The 18,284-nt window shown below is 66.4% G+C and carries 14 protein-coding genes; 5 read left to right on the forward strand and 9 right to left on the reverse strand.

Translation table 11 applies throughout. From position 1 onward, the window contains the following. Positions 1-270: 270 nt before the first annotated feature. On the forward strand, positions 271-789 hold the full coding sequence (gene folK / locus CKO27_RS21320) for a 2-amino-4-hydroxy-6-hydroxymethyldihydropteridine diphosphokinase (RefSeq protein ID WP_200376941.1): 519 nt from the start codon (positions 271-273) through the stop codon (positions 787-789). A 252-nt stretch (positions 790-1,041) separates the two neighbouring features. Here the strand turns inward: folK and CKO27_RS21325 are convergent, their stop codons facing one another. Genes CKO27_RS21325 through CKO27_RS21350 form a run of 6 tightly spaced genes read right to left on the reverse strand, consistent with a single transcriptional unit; the run spans position 1,042 to position 8,307 of the window. Beyond that, positions 1,042-2,823: a BatD family protein gene (locus CKO27_RS21325; RefSeq protein ID WP_242471061.1), complete on the reverse strand. Its 1,782-nt coding sequence runs from the start codon at positions 2,821-2,823 to the stop codon at positions 1,042-1,044. A 5-nt stretch (positions 2,824-2,828) separates the two neighbouring features. Next, positions 2,829-4,838 (reverse strand): VWA domain-containing protein, encoded by a 2,010-nt coding sequence (locus CKO27_RS21330; RefSeq protein WP_200376943.1) that lies wholly within the window; start codon positions 4,836-4,838, stop codon positions 2,829-2,831. Positions 4,839-4,859: 21 nt separating this feature from the next. Beyond that, positions 4,860-5,840 (reverse strand): VWA domain-containing protein, encoded by a 981-nt coding sequence (locus tag CKO27_RS21335; protein ID WP_200376944.1) that lies wholly within the window; start codon positions 5,838-5,840, stop codon positions 4,860-4,862. Continuing rightward, the gene (locus CKO27_RS21340) at positions 5,837-6,325 is read right to left on the reverse strand and encodes a DUF4381 domain-containing protein (RefSeq protein ID WP_200376945.1); all 489 of its coding nucleotides are present in this window, start codon (positions 6,323-6,325) and stop codon (positions 5,837-5,839) included. Before CKO27_RS21340 ends, CKO27_RS21335 begins: the two co-directional genes overlap by 4 nt. Beyond that, on the reverse strand, positions 6,322-7,269 hold the full coding sequence (locus CKO27_RS21345; RefSeq protein ID WP_200376946.1) for a DUF58 domain-containing protein: 948 nt from the start codon (positions 7,267-7,269) through the stop codon (positions 6,322-6,324). The genes CKO27_RS21340 and CKO27_RS21345 overlap by 4 nt, the downstream gene beginning before the upstream one ends. Before the next feature lie 51 nt (positions 7,270-7,320). Next, a complete protein-coding gene (locus CKO27_RS21350; RefSeq protein ID WP_200376947.1) occupies positions 7,321-8,307 on the reverse strand; it encodes an AAA family ATPase in 987 nt (328 codons plus the stop codon). 525 nt (positions 8,308-8,832) lie between these two features. On the opposite strand from CKO27_RS21350, the gene CKO27_RS21355 reads away from it, so the two are divergent. From CKO27_RS21355 to hflD, 4 genes are all read left to right on the forward strand, one after another. Further along, positions 8,833-9,879, forward strand: coding sequence for an SAM-dependent methyltransferase (locus tag CKO27_RS21355; protein WP_200376948.1), 1,047 nt, complete (start codon positions 8,833-8,835; stop codon positions 9,877-9,879). A 17-nt stretch (positions 9,880-9,896) separates the two neighbouring features. Continuing rightward, positions 9,897-10,961, forward strand: coding sequence for a UDP-3-O-(3-hydroxymyristoyl)glucosamine N-acyltransferase (gene lpxD, locus CKO27_RS21360; RefSeq protein ID WP_200376949.1), 1,065 nt, complete (start codon positions 9,897-9,899; stop codon positions 10,959-10,961). A gap of 71 nt (positions 10,962-11,032) precedes the next feature. After that, positions 11,033-12,160 (forward strand): tRNA 2-thiouridine(34) synthase MnmA, encoded by a 1,128-nt coding sequence (mnmA, locus tag CKO27_RS21365; protein ID WP_200376954.1) that lies wholly within the window; start codon positions 11,033-11,035, stop codon positions 12,158-12,160. Positions 12,161-12,259: 99 nt separating this feature from the next. Continuing rightward, a complete protein-coding gene (gene hflD / locus CKO27_RS21370; RefSeq protein WP_200376950.1) occupies positions 12,260-12,901 on the forward strand; it encodes a high frequency lysogenization protein HflD in 642 nt (213 codons plus the stop codon). Between the two features lie 9 nt (positions 12,902-12,910). Here hflD and CKO27_RS21375 read toward each other — a convergent pair whose 3' ends face one another. The 3 genes from CKO27_RS21375 to CKO27_RS21385 form a co-directional block, all read right to left on the reverse strand. Further along, the gene (locus CKO27_RS21375; protein WP_200376951.1) at positions 12,911-13,954 is read right to left on the reverse strand and encodes a thioredoxin family protein; all 1,044 of its coding nucleotides are present in this window, start codon (positions 13,952-13,954) and stop codon (positions 12,911-12,913) included. Between the two features lie 84 nt (positions 13,955-14,038). After that, positions 14,039-14,500: a hypothetical protein gene (locus tag CKO27_RS21380; protein ID WP_200376952.1), complete on the reverse strand. Its 462-nt coding sequence runs from the start codon at positions 14,498-14,500 to the stop codon at positions 14,039-14,041. Between the two features lie 230 nt (positions 14,501-14,730). Further along, the gene (locus CKO27_RS21385; protein ID WP_200376953.1) at positions 14,731-18,114 is read right to left on the reverse strand and encodes an SNF2-related protein; all 3,384 of its coding nucleotides are present in this window, start codon (positions 18,112-18,114) and stop codon (positions 14,731-14,733) included. Positions 18,115-18,284 lie beyond the last annotated feature (170 nt).

Genomic DNA, 18,284 nt, shown 5'->3' on the forward strand with positions numbered 1-18,284 from the left:
GCATCGACGCCAACCCCGTGGCCGTGGCCGATCCGAAGGTGCTGATCAAATAATCGGTGTAGATGTCGAGAGCGTCTTGGTTCATCCTCGAAACTTACCAAGTCCTGAGCCTTCTGCGTAACATCAGTAACTATCATCGGAGCCGAGCGCACCCGCGCGAGCGCATCAAGTCAGCCATCCCGCCCTCTAGGTAGTAACCACCATGCCGATTCCAAGCCGGATCGCCCTGCTTGCCTGCCCGGTCGCCGACCAACGGATGATCACGGCCTCATGAGCCGAAGGATACAGACGTTCGTGGCCGTCGGCTCGAACATCCACCCAGAGGATCGAATTCCGCGGTGTCTGGATCTGCTCGGGACGATCCCCGAGACCGAGGTCGAGGCGATCTCCTCCTGGTACCGCACCCGCCCCTGGGGGCTGGAAACGCAGCCGGATTTCATCAATTTGGTGGTCGGACTCGGGACTGGGCTCTCGCCACGCGATCTGTTGCGAGCGACCCAGGCGATCGAGATCCGACTCGGGCGCGTCCGCGAGGCGATCAACGGACCCAGGACCATCGATCTGGACATTCTGCTGTTCGGGGATTGGATCAGCGAGGAGGCCGATTTGCGGATACCCCATCCGGGCCTGCTGCTCCGGGACTTCATGCTGATCCCGTTGGTGGAGATCGCGCCGGATGTCCCGCATCCGGATCGCGGACGCCCGGTTAGGGAACTGACGGGCGAGATCCGCTATCGTCAAATCATCGAGAAGCGGCCCGGAACCGGCTCCGGCTCCGGCTCCGGCTAAGGTGATCTCCGGGAGACCTTGTACCAGCGATCCGCCCCGTTATAGACAGGATTAACAGGATTTCGCAGGATTGACAGGATTTTTTATAAAGCTCTGTTCTTAATCCTGTAAATCTTGAAGAATCCTGTTAATCCTGTCCAATTCCGGAGCTTTCGGGCGGGCGCGGACTGTCTCGGAAATCGCCTAGGCCTCGCTATCGAAGCGCGGAACGGCCCGGATCCGACGGGGGTCGGGAAGACGCCGAGGTCGAACTCAAACCTTGGGATAGAGATCCGGGATGGGATCCTCGTCCAGGTCGGTATCGGACGGGGACTCGACGAGATGGCGAGCCAACTGGCTCCAAACCGCCGCTCCGTCCCAGGGCTCGCCCGGCGGGGCGTAGATCGCGCGATCGATGGATCGCAGCGTCCCCTGAAGATCCGTGTCGCCGATCCGAAGACCCAGGGCTTCGAGACCCGGTGCGGAAAGATCGGGCCAGCGTTTCCGTGCCCAGCCGATGAGCGCAGCCCTGGCCGCCCTCGGATCATTGGCGAGACAGGCATCCTCCACCGCGCGACGCGCTGGAGCCAGTGATCGACTCTGGCCCATGTACGCTCCACCAACCGCCTCGCTCGGCCGGGGCGACCTCCGACGCTCGCGGAACCACCAGAGCACCGTCAGCCCCCAGCCCACTCCGAGCAGCAGCGCCAGCCATGGCCAGAGACCCAGCGATGCTCGATCCCCGGCCGCGCTCGCCGGCTCGGGCGGCAACGGTCGCGCCGCCGGCGGCTCGTCGAGCGGGATTGGATCGGGCTCCGGGCGCGCCTGAATCGCTCCGGGCGCGGGCTCGACCTCGACCGTGCGCGCCGGCACCACCACCACCCGCGCCTGATCGGCCTGGGTATCCCACCAGGGGAGCCGGATCTCCGGCAGCGTCAGCGTACCCGCCCGCGTCGGCACCAGCGCGACCTTGAGACTCTTGATCGCCGAGGGTGTGGGGCCATCGGCGAGATCCTCGCCACGCGGCTGGTCCGGATAGACCTGCACCCCGTCGAGTGCTCCCAGCTCAAGCGTCGGCAGTTGCGCCGCCGTCGTCCCCTCGGCCGTGATGGTCAGGGTCCGGGTCAGCGGCTCGCCGACCCGAAACCGCGGGCGGCTCGGAGTCCATTCGTCCGAGATCTGGATCGAGGTCGCCGGGAGCCAGGGCGAACCGGATCCGGCCGGCTGGGGCCGAACCTGGAGTTCCAGATCCCGCGCGCGCTCGACCACGCGACGACCCGGATGGGTGACGCCCGGCATGGCGGGAAAACCCTGGAAGATGCGCCCACCGAAGGCTTGATCCAGATCGGCGAAGGGATCCTGCCGCGCCGCCGCGTTCGGATCCTCCAGCATCGCCTCAAGGCGTGGCGACTGGATGAGGATCTGGCCGCTGCGCTGCGGCGTGACCCGATAGCGGCGCTCGATGACGCGATAGAGCAGACCCTCGCGGTACTCGTCATAGCCCCGATCCTCGCCCAGGGTCTGAACGGTCGCGCCATCCAACTGGGGCGGCGAGAGAACGGCCCGCTGAGGCGGCTGGCGATAGTAGACCTTGACCCGATACTCGACCGCCTGCTGGACATAGGGCGTGGCGGTCTCGACCTCGGCCTCGACGAACAGTGGCTTGGGACCATCCCCGGAATCCCCCGCGCCCGGCTCGACCACCTCGACCGTCACGGCCGGGCTGCGATCCTGACCGGCCGGGATGGGCGGAATCGTCAACCGGCCGACGCGCTTCGGCGACAGGCGCAGGTTCCACTCGCGGGTGTGCGAGATTTTGCCGTTGACGATGCTGGTCACCTGGCTCTGACCTCGCCCGAGGATGTCGAAATCCTGGTTCAGCGGGGCGAAATCCGGCTCCTCCTCCAACTCGCCCTCGGCGCTGAGCCGCATCTCCAGGACCTCGCCGAAATCGATGCGCTGGCGATCCAGTTGGACGCGCAGCTCAGCGGCGGCGACCCCCAGCGCGGTCGACCCCAGCACAACCAGGACCATGGCAACCCGTGCGAACCTCATCGACATCACGGCAACTGACCCTCGCGGCGAAGATGTTGGAGTAGAAAACGCTGACGGAGCAAACCCGCCGGATCATCCGGCACCTGACGCAGGCGCGCCTCCATCGCCTGCTCGCGCTCGCGCGCCTCGGGCGACAGCGCATTCGAACCGACGCCGCCCTCGGCCTCGGCGGGCGACCCATCCTCAGGCTCGTCGGAGGGTTTGGCCAAGGCTTGAGGGGACGCCTCGGGCGCGTCGTCAGCTCCAGGATCCGTCGCCTCGGGAGAGGGCTTGGCACTTGAGGCATTGGGATCGAGATCACTCGCGTTCGGCTCGGGCGGGGGCGTCGCCGCGCCCGAGCCATCGGTGCCCGACACAGGCTCTTGCCGTTTTGCCAGGTCCGACGCGGCGCCCTCCTGTCCGCCCACCGGCTTGTCTTGCGGACTCGACGGTGCCCCGGCGTCCTGCTTCTGGTCTTCACCGGCACCCTCGGATCCGTCCTGGGGCGCTTGTCCCTCTTGACCTGAATCCTGCTGCTGGGCCTGGTCGTCGGCGCTCTCCGTATCCGACGGCTCCTGCTTGTCCTCCTGCTGCTGCTCCTGCTGCTCCTGCTCCGACGGGTCCTGCGACGCCTCGGAGTCGGGCTGGGGCGGCGGCTCCTGGTTCTTCCCTTGCTCCAGCAGCTTGTTCACCAGTTCCAGGTTGTGGCGCGCGTCCGGGTGATCCGGGGCCTGTCGCAAGGCCGAGGCGTAGGCATCGGCCGCTTCCTTCAGCCGCCCGAGACGCGCCAGCGCATTGCCGCGATTGTAGTCCGGCTCGACGCCCTGGAGACCGTCGAGAGCCGCCAGCGCCCCGGCGAAATCACCCGCGCGGTAACGCGCCGCCGCCCGCCAGGCTGGATCGCGAAACCGCTCCGCCGCCGTCTCCGCGCGACCCGAGGCCAGCTCACGCGCGCCCTGCTGATCCGGCCGCAACCAGAGATCCGACCAGCCGAAGGCGAGACTGGGATCCGCCGGCAGCAGCAGCGCCAGCATCAACCCCGGAACCAGCCAACCGCGCCGGAACGCCAGCGCCGCGAGCGGCAGCAGGACCAGCAGCAGCCAGGGTCCCTCCTCGCGCCATTGGTCCGCCACCAGGCTGGTCGCGGTGAAGGCGTCGTCCGATCCGGACAGCACGGCGATCAGGGCCTGGGTATCGCGATCGCCAGGGCTCGCCTCCAGATAGCGGCCCTTACCCGCCTCGGCCAGTTCGCGGAGCCGCCCGGCGTCCAGCCGCGCGACCTGAATCCCGCCGTCCGCGTCCTGCGCGAATCCGCCTCCGGGATTGGGCACCGGCGCGCCCTCGGCGGTACCGACCGCCAGCACCGACAGACGATGCCCGGCGGCCGCCAGGCGGCGCGCCGCCTCCAGCGTGGCGGGCCACTCGCCGACCCCATCCGTGACCAGAATGACGTGCCCCGCTCCACCGCCCGAGCGTTCCAGCATCCCGGCCGCCATCCCAAGGGCCAGATCGGTCCGGCGCGGCCCCGGCGCCGGGATCAGATCGGACGCGAGTTGGGGTACCTGGGCGGCGATGGTGTTGGCGTCGGCGCTCAGCGGCGAGACCAGGAAAGGCTCGGGACCGAAGGCCAGCAAGGCCACCTGCCCCTCACGGGCGGCCTTGAGCAGATCCAGGATCTCGAAGCGCGCGCGGGCCAGACGCGAAGGCGCGACATCCGCCGCGTTCATGCTCGCCGAAAGGTCGAGCAGAATCACCCGTTGGCTACTGGCGCCGAAAACCGGTTGGGGGAGCTGGCGCCAGACGGGGCCGGCCAGGGCCAGCGTCAGAATCAGCCAGCCCAGGGCCAGGAGAACCAGCGGCGCGCGCCTGGAGGCGCCCTCCTCCCCCACCAGCAGATGCGGCAGCAGATGCGGATCCACCAGCCTGGTCCAGATCGCGGCCCCGACCCGGCGGCGCCAGAGCACCCACAGCAGCAGGCCGATCGGCGCCAGGGCCATGAACCAGAGGGGGCGAAGGAAATGGAGTTCCGACAGCATGCGCGATGACCGATGGTGAAATCAGGGGGATCGGCGCCAGAAACCGACCGCCAGCCCGAGCGACAACAGCAGCGCCAGCCCGGCGGGCCAGACGAAGAGCGCGCGCTGGGGGCGGTAGGTCCGCTCGTCGCGCTGGTTGGGTTCGAGTCGATCCAGCTCGGCGTAGACCGCCTCCAGCTCCGCGCGGCTGCTCGCGGCGAAATAGCGCCCGCCGCTGACCTCGGCGATCCGCTTCAGGGTCGACGGATCGAAATCGCTCCCCTGGCGCAAGAGGCGCATCCCGAAGGCGGTGCGGATCCCGACATCACCACCGCCGATACCGACGCTGTAGACGCGCACCCCGGCCTGGGCGGCCAGACCGGCGGCCTCCAGCGGATCCAGCATCCCGGCGGTGTTCTCCCCGTCGGTCAGCAGCACCAGCACCCGCTGGCCCTCGGGCTGCTCGCGCAGTCGCTTGACCGCCAGACCGATGGCGTCGCCGATAGCGGTCTCGCGCCCCGCCAGTCCGACCACCGAGTCGCGCAGCATGGCCGCGACCGTGGCCGCGTCGAAGGTCAGGGGCGTTTGCAGATAGGCGCGGCTGCCGAAGAGGATGAGACCAAGCCGATCCCCTTCGCGCCGCTCGATGAAGGCCGAGGCCACCGCCTGCACCGCCCCCAGGCGCGAGACCGCGCGGCCGTTCACCTCATAGTCCTCCTGTTCCATGCTCCCGGAAACGTCCACCGCCAGCATGAGGTCGCGCCCCGCCAGCGGCAGGCCGATCGGCTCGCCGACCCATTGCGGCCGCGCGGCGGCGAGCACCAGCAGCATCCAGGCCAGGATGGCGAGCATGAGCCGCCACCCCTGCGTCCCGCCGCGCGTGCCGGTCGGTTCCGCGCCCAGATCCAAGCGGAGCGGAAAGCGCAGCGCCGCTCCGACCTCGGCGCGCGCACGCGGCAGGGCGCGGGCGAGCAGGGGCAACGGCAGGGCGGCCAGGACCCAGGGCCATTCCAGCGTGATCATGCGCGGCGACCCCAGTTGACCTTGACCCAGCCCAACACCAGCTCCCGCAGACGCTCGGGGTCGGGCTGGGCCTCGGTCTCCGGGCGATAGGCGGACTCGACGAGCACCCGGCCCGCGCCTTGGCTGAAGCCGCCCCCGCCGCCCGTCGCGTCCAGGAACTCCAGCCAGCCGTACCCGCTCAGACCGGCCACCCGCTCACGCGGATAGCGCGCCAGCGCCAGACGTTTGAGCAACCGGGACAGGGCCGCGCTGTAGCGACGCGCATCGCCGTCGGCCTCCAGTTGCCAGCCAAGCGCATCGAGCTGACGCCGCGTGGCGCGAACGACGGCGGTGGCACGCCAGCGCTTAAGCCACCAGCGCGCCGCCAACCCGACCGCCAGCAGGACGAGCGCGGCCGCCAGCCACCAACCGGGCGCGGGCGGCCACCAGGACAGCGGATCGGGCAGATGCCAATCGCGCAGCTCGGCCAATGGATCCGGACTCATGACGCCGCTCCCGCTGGACGCGCCCCGCCGCGCGCGCCCAGGCCGAGCGCCAGCGCCGGACCGACCGGATCCAGGGTCGACAGCCGCAGCCAGTGCGCCCCATGCCGCCGCGCAAGCCGCTCGATCAGCGCCAGACGTTGAGTGAAGCGCTCCTGATAGGTGGTCCGGACGTCCACCCGGGTCAGATCCAGCAGACCGCGCCGCAAGCCCGCCAGGACAGGATAGCGACCCGGTGGCGGAACCTCGGATTCGATGGGGTCATGAATAAGGATCAGCAGCAGCTCGGTGCCGGAGGCGAGCCGGGCGAGCCAGCCGCTCTCCGCCTCGGCCAGATCGGCGAAGTCGCTCACCACCGCGACCAGGCTGCCGGGGCGCACCAACGGCGCGAGATGCCCGGACGCCTCGGCGAGCGAGGTCTGTCCGTCGCCCGCCGCCGCCGGAAGCGCGGCGAGCCGATCGAGCAGCGGCAGCAACCCGGCCCCGCGCGCCGCCGGACGGCGTTCCAGGTGGCGGGTCTCGTCGAACACCAGCCCGCCGACCCGATCGCCCCGGTCGACCGCCGCCCAGCCGAGCAGCGCCGCGACCCGCGCGGCCACCACCGACTTGAAGGCGACCCGGGTGCCGAAGCGCATGGAAGGCCCCTGATCGACCAGCAGCCACACCGGGCGCTCGCGTTCCTCGCGGAAGATCTTCACATGGGGCGCGCCGGCCCGCGCGGTCACCCGCCAATCCATGTTGCGCGGATCGTCGCCCGGCTGATAGACGCGCGACTCGTCGAACTCCATGCCGCGTCCGCGAAAGCGCGACAGATGCCCGCCGCTGCGCGTCGCCAGCACCCGGCCGCGCGGGGCCAGATCCAGACGTCGCGCCTGGGCACGCAGCGCGATCAGATCCTTCAGATCGGCGCGGACGCCGGTCATGGTCGATTCACTGGGGTTGGTCATGGTGCGTCCATCGAACCCATTGCAAGGTCGCCGACCCTGTGCGAGCCACGCTCAGGGGGCCGGAACCCGCGCCAGCAGCGCCGCGATGAAGTCATCCGGATGGCGACCTTCCGCCTCGGACTCATAGGAGAGCAGCACCCGATGACGCAGCACGTCGGGCGTAACCGCCTGGACGTCCTCCGGCGAGACGAAGTCGCGCCCATCGAGCCAGGCCAGGGCGCGCGAGCAGCGATCGAGCGCGATGGTCGCGCGCGGACTGGCGCCGAAGCGCAGCCAGCCATCCAGATCCGCCGCGTAGGCGCCCGGGCGACGGGTCGCCATCACCAGATGGACCAGATAGTCCTCCACCTCCGGGGCCATGTAGACCTCCAGGATGGCCCGTCGCGCGGCGAAGACATCCGCCTGGCGCACCACCACCGGCGGCCGGGGCGCCTCTGTCCGCCGCGCCTCCTCGCGATTGAGCCGCAGGATCGCCCGCTCGGTCTCCAGATCCGGATAGTCGACCCGCACATGCATCAGGAAGCGATCGAGCTGCGCCTCCGGCAGCGGATAGGTTCCCTCCTGCTCGATCGGGTTCTGGGTCGCCATCACCAGAAACAGCTCCGGCAAGGGATAGGTCTCCCGGCCGACCGTCACCTGACGCTCGCCCATCGCCTCCAGCAGGGCCGACTGGACCTTCGCCGGGGCGCGGTTCACCTCGTCGGCCAGCAGCAGATTGTGAAAGATGGGTCCGCGATCGAAGCGGAAGCTGCCGTCGTGCGGACGATAGATCTCGGTTCCGGTCAGATCCGCCGGCAAGAGATCCGGCGTGAACTGGACACGGTGAAAATCGCCCTCCAGCCCCGCCGCCACCTGCTTGATGGCGGTCGTCTTGGCCAGGCCGGGCGCGCCCTCGACCAGCAGATGACCATCCGCCAGCAGGGCGATGAGCAAACGATCGATGAGGGTCGGCTGACCCAGAATGGAGCGCGCGATCTGCTCGCGCAGGGCGGCGAAACGGGCCGCCAGGGGGGATGTCGTGGTTGGCTTATCGAGCATGGCGTGTGAGTCCCGGTGCAGTCTCCGTTCCAAGGCTGGGCATCCTCCAGCGTGATTCCGGTGGGTTCGTCCTGGGATCCTGGATAGAGTTCCAGGTTTCTCGGGCAGACGTCCGTCAAAGCTCGCCGATTCTACTTTGGCTAGCTTTCGCAAGAATATAATTCTAGGGCGTGGCATCAATTCTCGTTGTGAGGGATGAGCGCGGAGGCCAAGGATCCCGCCATCCCTGGAGCCGGACGCCGGGTTGTAGGGGCGAATTCATTCGCCCCGTTGGTGGCTCCGAGGCCGGAGGGGCGAATGGATTGACCGTGTTAGCGGCGCGGATGTCGGGGCGAATGAATTCGCCCCTACAAGGATGCCGCGCCACATCCGCGTCGCGCGCGTCGATCCGAACCTTGGAACCTTGGCCGGGCGGACGATCCCAGCACGAAGACAATTGATGATACGCCCTATTAAAATAGTCTAAAAACAGTTATTTAACGTGCGTTACAACTCTAGTATCTGGAACGAACCAGGGGAGCCGAGATGGTTAGCGCGACCGAGAACGCGATTCGATGGGTGGAACAGGGGCGGGTGCCGGACACGGTGACGCGGGCCGGGATCCGCGCCCTGCTGCGGCAGCGATTGGCCAGCCTGCCGACCGATGATGTCGAGGCGGCGATGCGTCACAAGCGCGATTTCATCGCCATGATGGACGCCTCGCCCATCGCGGAGGTGCCGGACCTGGCCAACGAGCAACACTACGAACTGCCGGCCTCGTTCTTTGATCTGGTGCTTGGCGCGCGCCGCAAATACTCTAGCTGTTACTGGCCGGAAGAGGTGTCCAACCTGGAGGAGGCGGAAGAGGCGGCCTTGCGGGTGACGGCCGAGCGTGCCGGGATCCAGGACGGTCAGCGGATCTTGGAACTGGGCTGCGGCTGGGGCGCCTTCAGTCTCCATGTCGCCGAGCGCTTTCCCAACGCCCGTCTCACCGCCGTTTCCAACTCGCACGGCCAGCGCCAGTTCATAGAGGCCGAGCGTGATCGTCGGGGCCTCAAGAATCTGGAGATCCTGACGGCCGACATGAACGATTTCCAGGCCGACGGCCCGTTCGACCGCATCGTCTCGCTGGAGATGTTCGAGCACATGCGCAATCACCGCGTCCTGTTCCGTCGTCTCCACGACTGGCTGAGGCCGGGCGGGCGTTTCTTCATGCACATCTTCGTGCATCGCGAGCACCCTTACCCCTTCGAGGACGCCGGGCCGAGCGACTGGATGAGCCACTATTTCTTCTCCGGCGGCATCATGCCGAGCGACGACCTGCCGCTTCACTTCCAGGACGACCTCAAGCTGATCGACCACTGGCGCTGGGACGGCCGGCACTACGAGCGCACCCTCAACGCCTGGATGGCGCGCATGGACGCCGAACGCGAGCGGGTCTGGCCAATCCTGGAGGCGACCTATGGCGCGGGCGAGGTCGCGACCTGGTGGATGCGCTGGCGTCTTTTCTTCATGGCCTGTGCCGAGCTGTTTGGGTTTCGCAAGGGACAGGAATGGTTCATCGGTCATTATCTGTTCGAGCGACCGGCCTAATCCTTAGGAGACGACCCATGCGGTTCGACCTCGCGCAACTCTGCGATGCGCTGCGTATCCCAAGACCCGAACCCGGCGACGCGCGCTCGTCGGTCCAGATTCTCGGGGTCAACACCCTGGCGCTCGCCGAGGAAACCGACCTCTGTTTCGCGGAACACGACGACCAGACGGAGGCGGTCCTGGCGAGCCGCGCGGGCGCCGTTCTGGTGCCGGAGGATTTCCCGGCCATCGCCGGGCCGCTCCTGCTACGCTCGCCGACGCCGCGCCAGGCGTTCTTCCAGATCGCCGAGCGCTTCGTGCCCGCCTCCGAGATTCAGGGCATCCACCCCAGCGCGGTCATCGATCCCTCGGCCGTCCTGGGGCGGGATGTCGCGATCGGCGCCTGCGCGGTGATCGCCTCGGGTGTCAGAATCGGGGATCGCGGTGTCATCGGCCCAGGCGTCTATCTCGGACCCGATGTCACGCTGGGCGCGGATTGTCTGATCGAGTCCAATGTCAGCGTGCATCGCGACAGCCGGATCGGCGAGCGCTGCATCATCCACTCGGGAACCGTGATCGGCGGGGACGGATTCGGCTTTGTCTGGGACGGCGGCGGTCACCGCAAAATCCCGCAGCTCGGGCGCGTGGTCATCGAGGAGGATGTCGAGATCGGCTGCAACGCCTGCGTCGACCGCGCCACGCTCGGCGAGACCCGGATCCGGCGCGGAACCAAGATCGACAATCTGGTCCAGGTCGCCCACAACACGGACATCGGCGCCCACGTCATCCTCGTCAGCCAGTCCGGGGTGGCGGGCAGCAGCAAGGTCGGGAGCGGGGCCGTCGTCGCCGGGCAGGTGGCGATCTCGGATCATGTGGAGGTCGGCGCGGGGGCGCGCATCGGCGGCCAGTCGGGCGTTACCAAGGATGTGCCGGCGGGCGCCAGCGTCTTCGGCACCCCGGCGCGGCCCATCAAGGACACACTGCGCGAACTGGCCGCGCTGGCTCAGCTTCCAGCACTGCTCAAGCTGGTCAGGACGCAGGGACGTGAATTGGAGCGACTGCGCGAGCGCCTGGAGGCGCTGGAGCGAGAGCGCCCGAACTAGCTGGAACCAGCATGAGTCCGCAAGCGGAGGATCCGGACAGTCAAGCGTCCAGACCGGGTTACACTGACGAGATGAATCCAGAACCATCGATCCCATTACGAAATCGCGTCATCGTCGGCCTGTCGGGCGGGGTTGACTCGGCCGTCGCGGCCCACCGCCTGCTGGAAGCGGGCCAGGAGGTCGAGGCCCTGTTCATGAAGAACTGGGAGGAGGACGACGCGCAGGGTTACTGCGCGGCCGCCGAGGATCTGGCCGACGCGCGCGCCGTCGCCGAGCGGCTCGGGATCCGGCTCCATACGGTGAATTTCGCGACCGAATACTGGGACCAGGTATTCGCCTCTTTCCTCGACGAATACCGGGCGCTCCGCACGCCCAATCCAGACGTGCTCTGCAACAAGGAAATCAAGTTCGCGGCCTTCCTCGACCACGCCCTGGGTCTGGGCGCGGACGCCATCGCCACCGGTCACTACGCCCGCCTGACCCAGGACGCCAATGGCCACCATCTGCATCGCTGCGCCGACGAGGCCAAGGATCAGACCTATTTCCTGCATCTGCTCAATCAGGAGCAACTGGCCCAGGCGCACTTTCCACTCGCGGACATCACCAAGAGCGAGGTCCGCGCCATCGCCCGCCGACTCGGGCTCGCGAACGCCGAGAAGAAGGACAGCACCGGGATCTGCTTCATCGGCGAGCGGCGTTTTGGAGACTTCCTGGCCCGCTATCTGCCGCGCGAGCCGGGTCCAATCGAGACCCCGGAAGGTCTGAGGCTGGGCGAGCATCAGGGATTGGCCTACTACACCATCGGTCAGCGCCAGGGGCTTGGCGTGGGCGGAATCGCCAGCGGACGCGAGGCCCCCTGGTACGTAGCCGTCAAGGACAGCACGGACAACCGCCTGATCGTCGTCCAGGACAGCCATCATCCCCTGCTCATGTCGACGGGACTGGATGCGCTCAGGCCCCACTGGATCAGCGGCCGGCGGCCCGATCCGCTCCCCTTTCGCTGTCTGGCGCGTCTGCGGCATCGTCAGCCACTGCAAGTCTGCGAGCTGCTGTCCGGCGATGACCTGGGCTGTCGGGTACGCTTCGACGAACCGCAGCGCGCCGTGACGCCGGGACAATCCATCGTCTTCTACCGCGACAGCGAATGCCTCGGCGGCGCGGTCATCGAGCGCGGATGGAACGACCCGCCGAGCCGTTGACCGCCTTCGCGCGCGCCGGCTCGTCGGCCAGGCTTTGCGGCCAACGCCGGTTCGGGCTCTAATGACGATCCTCTTACCCCTGCTGGAGACACCCGCCCCATGCCCCACACCAACCTAGAGCGAGTGATCGCCCTAGCCGGCCTCTATCAAGCCCTGAATTGTGTGATTCGCATCGCCCGTCACGGCACGGCGGACGCCGACACCATGGAGCCCTGCCTGCACAGCCTCTTTCAGATCGATGCGGAGGACGTCGATGCCGTTTTCGGGAAGCCGGGCGCCGTCGCCAATGGGGCGCGTCAACTCATCGCCCAATTGACCGGTCAGCCCGAGCGAAACCTGGAGCTGACCCGCTACGCGGTACAGATCATCAAGCTGGAGCGTAGCCTCGCGCGCCGGCCCGATCAGCTCGCGCTCATCAGTGCCGGCATCCAGGAGGCCGAGGCCAAGCGCGAGCATTTCGCCCTCCAGCATCCCAACATGCTCGCGCACCTCGCCGACATCTACAGCAACAGCCTCAGCCATCTGGAGCCACGCCTCCTGATTCAGGGCGATCCAATGCACCTGCGCAATCCCGACAACCAGAACCGTGTGCGCGCGCTGCTGCTCGCTGGCGTACGGGCCGCCAGGCTGTGGCGTCAGGTCGGCGGCTCGCGCTGGCAGATTTTTTTCAATAACAAACAAATACTTGAAGATGCAAGACGCTATATCGACGACCGGCCGGGCGTCGATGAATCGGTCTAGGGTCTGTCATCAATCCATGAGATCCAGATGGATGCCGCGCTCGGCGAGCGCCTCGCGACGCGCGGCCAGATAACGCTGGAAGCTGGGCTGCCAGCGATAGGCCCCGGTCGCGACATAGTCGAGCGCCCCATGGATATGGAAGCTCTTGAAATAACCCTCGGTGCGAAAGACCTCGCGACCCTCGGCGTCGAAGAAGATCAGACTGGGGGTGTATTGAACGCCCAGCTCCGCCGCCCATTCCCGAATCGGCCGTTCGCGCCCGTCCGGAAGCTGCGCGAGTTCGCCGGAGTAGGTATCCACGACGACCGCGTCGAAGGCGCTGAGCGAAATGGCGACCGGCTCGCGTCTGAGGATGTCCTGGTGCAGTTCGTCGCAGGGCTGGCAGGCGGGTTGCTCGAACATCACCAGCAAGGGGCGTCGCGAGGCGGCGCGATTGTCCGCGAGCCGCAACGGCCTGGTGAGAAATCCGCCCTCCTCGTACAGCTTGCCCGAGGCCTCGCGCGGATTCAGCGCGGCGAGATAATCCGTGAAACGCTCGCCGGATTGCTCCCGACGTTCGGCCACGTAGGACAGGGCCGCGCTGAAGCGATGGGGCGGAAAGTAACCGTTGATCCGCAGCACCACCCCGCTCGCTTCATCCAGCATCAGTAAGGTGGGCGTGAACTGGACCCCCAGGGCCGCGCCGAACGCCTTTTCCGTGGTCGACTCGCCCGCGAATCCCGTGACCTCGCGATCGCCCCAGAGGTTGATGGCGATGACCTCGAAATGCTCGCGCATCTGGTCGACGATCGCGCGATCGCTCAGATTCTCGCGCAGCAGCTTGGCGCAGTAGGGACAGCCGTCCTGATAGAAATAGAGGATGAGACGCTTGCCCGAGGCGCCGGCCTCCGCCGCGTCCTCGCGGATGTCGAGGAAGGATTCCTTGAACCAGGCTGGATGCTCCTGGTGGCCGGGGTTTTCGAGCCCCGGCGTGAGCGTGCCCTCTCCCTCGAACGCCGCCAGCACGAGTGAGGCGCCGGTGAGTAGCGCGAGGCCGACGAACCAGCGGGACATGGCGGCGACTCCTTCAGTGAAATGGGCGGAATGAACGGATAGGCCGTGCGAGCCGCTCAGCGAACGCCGGTCGGTTGATTTGAGCTACTGAGTCCACCTCAGGGAGGGAGGGCCTTGCGGGATATCCTCGAAGCTGTCGCCATCCGCCGCGATGACGAACGGCTGACCGGCCTCGGAGCCGCCGGCCTTGGGATCGGGATTGAGATAGGCGACCCCCATCCAGCCCTGGGCCAGGAGCGCTGGAGCCCTTGGCCCCTCGACACCCTGACCCAGGGCCTCCTGACTCAAGGCGTAGGAGCGCACCAGGATGGTATCCCCCGGCTTCACCCGGACGCTGGAGCGCAGCACCGAGATGACCTCCATGCGGTAGAGCACCTCGTCGCGCTCCCCCGCCCCCGGCGACACCCGCGCCTCCAGCACCCGGACCTCAAGCGCCGTCGCCGCGTCCTCCTTCATCTCCGGCCCCGCCTGGGCGGCCCCCCACAGGATCAGGAGTACACCGAGGGCAGCGACGGTCGCGATCCGAATCGAATAAACCTGGAACATGGCCATCTCCTCATAGGGTTGACGACAGCCGTCGCGGACTCGATCGGGCCGCGACGGATTCTGCTTCCAGTCTAGTCCAGGGGCCGCCGATCCGTGCTCGTCGCCGCCCCCACACTGGATCCGACACCCGCCATCCCCTGTAACGGACCGGATTCCGGCGTTCCCTTTTGATCCGAGCGAGTCCAGGTCGACGGCGTTCCGAGGATGCTTCCGCGTATGAGGCAGATCGTTCATGCACGAAGCGTCCGACTCAAATCAGCCAGCTTGTGCCCTAATGCCAGCAGTTGGAACGAGTCAAACAGCTTTACACCATGCTCTTGAGCCAGATGTTCCGCCTTGAGTGAAAAGCGACCGTTGGTGACCGCGATCAATATTGGATTCGCGTCAATGTGGCTGTGCTTGATCCGCGCGCGAAGCAGATCGAGCACTCCCTGCTCGCCGACCGCTCCGGCTGCGCCATGCCCTGTATGTTTGCACTGAATAAACAGCGCGCGCCCTCGGCTGTCTGGCGTAATACCAATGACATCCACTCCTCCGTCACCCTGCCCGGAGGTGATCTTGATGCTGAAACCGACGTGCTTCAATTCCTCGGCGACCCAGCACTCGAATTCCCGCCAGTCCATCCCGTCGAGATGCGCGGAGACGTTCGTTTCACCCTCGCCCAGACTCCTCTCGAACAGACGGCGGAAGTCCCGGTCATTGAATTGGACCGGAACCACGATCTCCCGACTCAGGGACCGCTTCTCCTCCAGGAGGGCATGGAGCAGGCTGTCGAAGGATTGTTCACCCAGTTCGGGGTGGATCGCCTGGGGCAGGTAGATGGTGACCGGCTTGGTCGCGCCGATGCGGTAGACGCGATCGCTGCACTGGTCCTCGACGGCAGGATTCCACCAGCGATTGAGATGAACGACATGATTGGCCGCCGTCAGTGTGAGACCAAACCCGGCGGCCTTGGGGCCGAGGATCAGGACATCGAATCCCGGACGTTGCTGGAAGTCGCGGCGGATGCGGTCACGCACTTGTGCGACCGTGGCCCCGTTAATGGTCTCTGGCTGAGGCGCGGTGAGCTGATAACGCCGTTGGATCAGATCATAAAGCGCTCGCTGGGCCTCACGCAGCTCGACAAAGATCAACGCTTTTTCGCGGTGCGCGTGTATCTGATCAAGGATCTGAAACAGAAGTGTGAAACGGGCGGATGCGGCGATGAAGTTGGCGTCTTCCTGGGCCGATTCTGGTCGTTGTCCAAGCTGGGGATGCAGGGAGATGGCTCGGAGTTGCTGTAAGCCTTCTAGTGCGCTGCGCGCCTGTGTGCGAATCGCCGTGCGGATTGCATCGTAGGCCAGTTGCTGTACCGGCGGCATGAGGGCTTGTGGGGCCTCGACCCGACGGGTCGGCAAGCCTTCCAGGGTATCCTGCTTGAAACGGCGCAACAGAATGGGCGGAATGTCCGACCGTTGGTCTGGCCCTTGACTTGGTTCGATCAGCCGCTGTTTCAGCCGCTCCCGAGCGGCGAGATCCTGGTTGCCGTATTGCTTGAGGAAATCCTTGGCGCTGAGTGCGAGAAAACCCGGCCAGGCGATGTCGAGCAGGGTCCAGAGATCGAGCACACTGTTCTCGATCGGGGTGCCGGTCATCGCTAGGACGAACTGGCCCTGTTGGGCCTTGGCGCCCCGGTTCATGAGCGAGGTCGGATTTTTGAGCTTCTGCGCTTCGTCGTAGACGATGACGGCAAAGCGGACCTTGCCGAACGAGAGATGATAGTCGCGCAGGGTCTCGTAGGTGGTGAGCACGAAATCGGCGTTCTCGATCCGCGCGACATCCAGGGTCTGCTGGCCCAGCGTCGTATCGTTGCCCTTGGCCTGGATGCGTTTGAGCGCTGCTAACCCCTTCTCGAAGACCCGCAGTTCCTGACCCAAGGCACCGGCGCCAAGATGAAATTCGAGTTCTTCGATCCAGTTGCCAAGCAGCGTTTTGGGCGCCACGACGAGGAACGGCTCGCGGGTGCGCGCGTGAGACGGGCGGGTATCGCGCAGCCAGCGAAGAAACGCTAACACCTGGTAGGTTTTTCCCAGGCCCATATCGTCGGCCAGCAGCAATCCGGGTGCCCCGGCAAGATATCCGGCCTGTAACCAGGCGATACCGGATTCCTGATGGGGTTTAGGCGTTGTCCGGAGGGAAGCCGGCAGTCCCACACTGGCGTTGCACCGCTGCTGCTGTCGCTCGGCAAGGAACGTCAGCAGTTCCTCGTTATCCTGGGTGATGGCCGCCTGTCGCGGGGTCGCCGAGGATTCATCAGGCGTTGTTTGTTTGGGTGCTGGAGACGTGATTCGTCCCGCCAGCCCCTGAATCGTCGTCACCAGATCATTGGTGAGTGACAGGTCGCGCCCATTGAAGTCACAGAGCGTCGCACCGCTTTGTTGCGCTTGCGTGACTTGATCCTGGAGCCTGTCGATCTCCTCGCCCCGGATCACCAAGGGCGCTTCGCCCGGAATCGCGATGGTGAAAACTTCGACCTCTTCGTCCGGGAACCAGTCGCGAGAGACCGCGAGCGGAAACGAGAGCTTCGGTGGAACCCACGGTCCAACGCCGATTACCCGCTCCCCGTAACCGCTTACCCGCTCCCCGTAACCGCGCAGGTCGCAGATGATACCGCCATCGCTTCCTGCCGCTTCTAGCGCCGGGGTGAGGAAGGAGAGCGGATCGGCCCGGAACGCTTGCCGGGTGGCGGCATCGGCGTGGTTGACACGTACCAAGACCTCAAGCGCCGCCGCGACAGGCGCATCCAGGATGGTGTAGACACCGTTGCCCAGGGTGAAATGGCGACGCGCCCCCTGGCCGACAAACCGCTCCTGGAATCGATCCGCCTGGTGCTGAGGCAGTAGCGGTTCCCGGATCGGTTCCCGATCCTCGTTCTCGGCGGTGGTCGCGTCGACTGGCTGGTCACCATAGAGGGTCGGCAGAAACGGGGCTGTGTCGCTTCCTGGCTCCAGGTCGATGCCCAGCCCCGTGGCATGGTGGATGGTGAGTCCCCGCAGATAGTCATCGGCGCGCAGGTCGCCGGTGAGCCGGGTCAGATGTTGCTTGAAGTCGGCGTAGGCAACCATGCGCCGGTCCAATCCCTCCGGGGAGGCATCGCCACTCGCCGCATTCACCGCGACGATGGCCTCTAACGCGGAGTAGAGCGGGTCCAGGATCAGATATGGTTTCGTGCCAACGGTCAGCGCCGTGCCTTGACGCTGGAGCCCGAAGAGCGGCGAGCCGTCCCGCTGGAACCACTCGATACGCAAGGCAAAACCGATGTCGCCGATGGGGGCATCGTGGGAGAGAAACAGGGTAAATGGGGCCATCGGTGGCAGGCCGATCTGGATCGTCTCGGCGCGACTCAGGCCAGCGACGGTCGCATGTGGCAGACGGATCGCCTCGCCATCGCGCTGCGCCTCCTCCGAATCCATCAGGGATAACAACAAAGCCACGCCGGGGTGTGAGCGGGCAGCTTTTGGCCAGTCGGCGAACGCCAGGACTTCGTCCTTCGCGAACAGGATCCCTTGTCGGCGGATCAGATCGAAACGCCACCCGGCGTCATCCCGGGTTACCGCGTAACGAATCTTGCTCATCGACCGTCTTTCTTCGCGGACAAGTCCGCAAAGCCATCTTTAACCTGGTTCCGTGAACTGAATGAACCGTCTTCCAAGAATTCCCGTTACATAACAAGAGGATGGAGGTAAAATACGCCCATTCTAGGGCTCACCCGGCAGGTGACAAGTTGCGACGTTTCATCATCACG

Source organism: Thiocystis violacea (assembly GCF_016583575.1).
Lineage (GTDB): Bacteria > Pseudomonadota > Gammaproteobacteria > Chromatiales > Chromatiaceae > Thiocystis > Thiocystis violacea.

Excerpts from the sequence above, each read along its gene's own strand:
- CKO27_RS21375 (WP_200376951.1), bottom strand. The coding sequence starts at position 13,954 with ATGTCCCGCTGGTTCGTCGGCCTCGCGCTACTCACCGGCGCCTCACTC.
- CKO27_RS21385 (WP_200376953.1), bottom strand. The coding sequence starts at position 18,114 with ATGAGCAAGATTCGTTACGCGGTAACCCGGGATGACGCCGGGTGGCGT.
- lpxD (WP_200376949.1), top strand. The coding sequence starts at position 9,897 with ATGCGGTTCGACCTCGCGCAACTCTGCGATGCGCTGCGTATCCCAAGA.
- CKO27_RS21345 (WP_200376946.1), bottom strand. The coding sequence starts at position 7,269 with ATGACCAACCCCAGTGAATCGACCATGACCGGCGTCCGCGCCGATCTG.
- CKO27_RS21335 (WP_200376944.1), bottom strand. The coding sequence starts at position 5,840 with ATGATCACGCTGGAATGGCCCTGGGTCCTGGCCGCCCTGCCGTTGCCC.
- folK (WP_200376941.1), top strand. The coding sequence starts at position 271 with ATGAGCCGAAGGATACAGACGTTCGTGGCCGTCGGCTCGAACATCCAC.
- mnmA (WP_200376954.1), top strand. The coding sequence starts at position 11,033 with ATGAATCCAGAACCATCGATCCCATTACGAAATCGCGTCATCGTCGGC.
- CKO27_RS21355 (WP_200376948.1), top strand. The coding sequence starts at position 8,833 with ATGGTTAGCGCGACCGAGAACGCGATTCGATGGGTGGAACAGGGGCGG.
- CKO27_RS21330 (WP_200376943.1), bottom strand. The coding sequence starts at position 4,838 with ATGCTGTCGGAACTCCATTTCCTTCGCCCCCTCTGGTTCATGGCCCTG.
- CKO27_RS21380 (WP_200376952.1), bottom strand. The coding sequence starts at position 14,500 with ATGTTCCAGGTTTATTCGATTCGGATCGCGACCGTCGCTGCCCTCGGT.
- CKO27_RS21340 (WP_200376945.1), bottom strand. The coding sequence starts at position 6,325 with ATGAGTCCGGATCCATTGGCCGAGCTGCGCGATTGGCATCTGCCCGAT.
- hflD (WP_200376950.1), top strand. The coding sequence starts at position 12,260 with ATGCCCCACACCAACCTAGAGCGAGTGATCGCCCTAGCCGGCCTCTAT.
- CKO27_RS21350 (WP_200376947.1), bottom strand. The coding sequence starts at position 8,307 with ATGCTCGATAAGCCAACCACGACATCCCCCCTGGCGGCCCGTTTCGCC.
- CKO27_RS21325 (WP_242471061.1), bottom strand. The coding sequence starts at position 2,823 with ATGAGGTTCGCACGGGTTGCCATGGTCCTGGTTGTGCTGGGGTCGACC.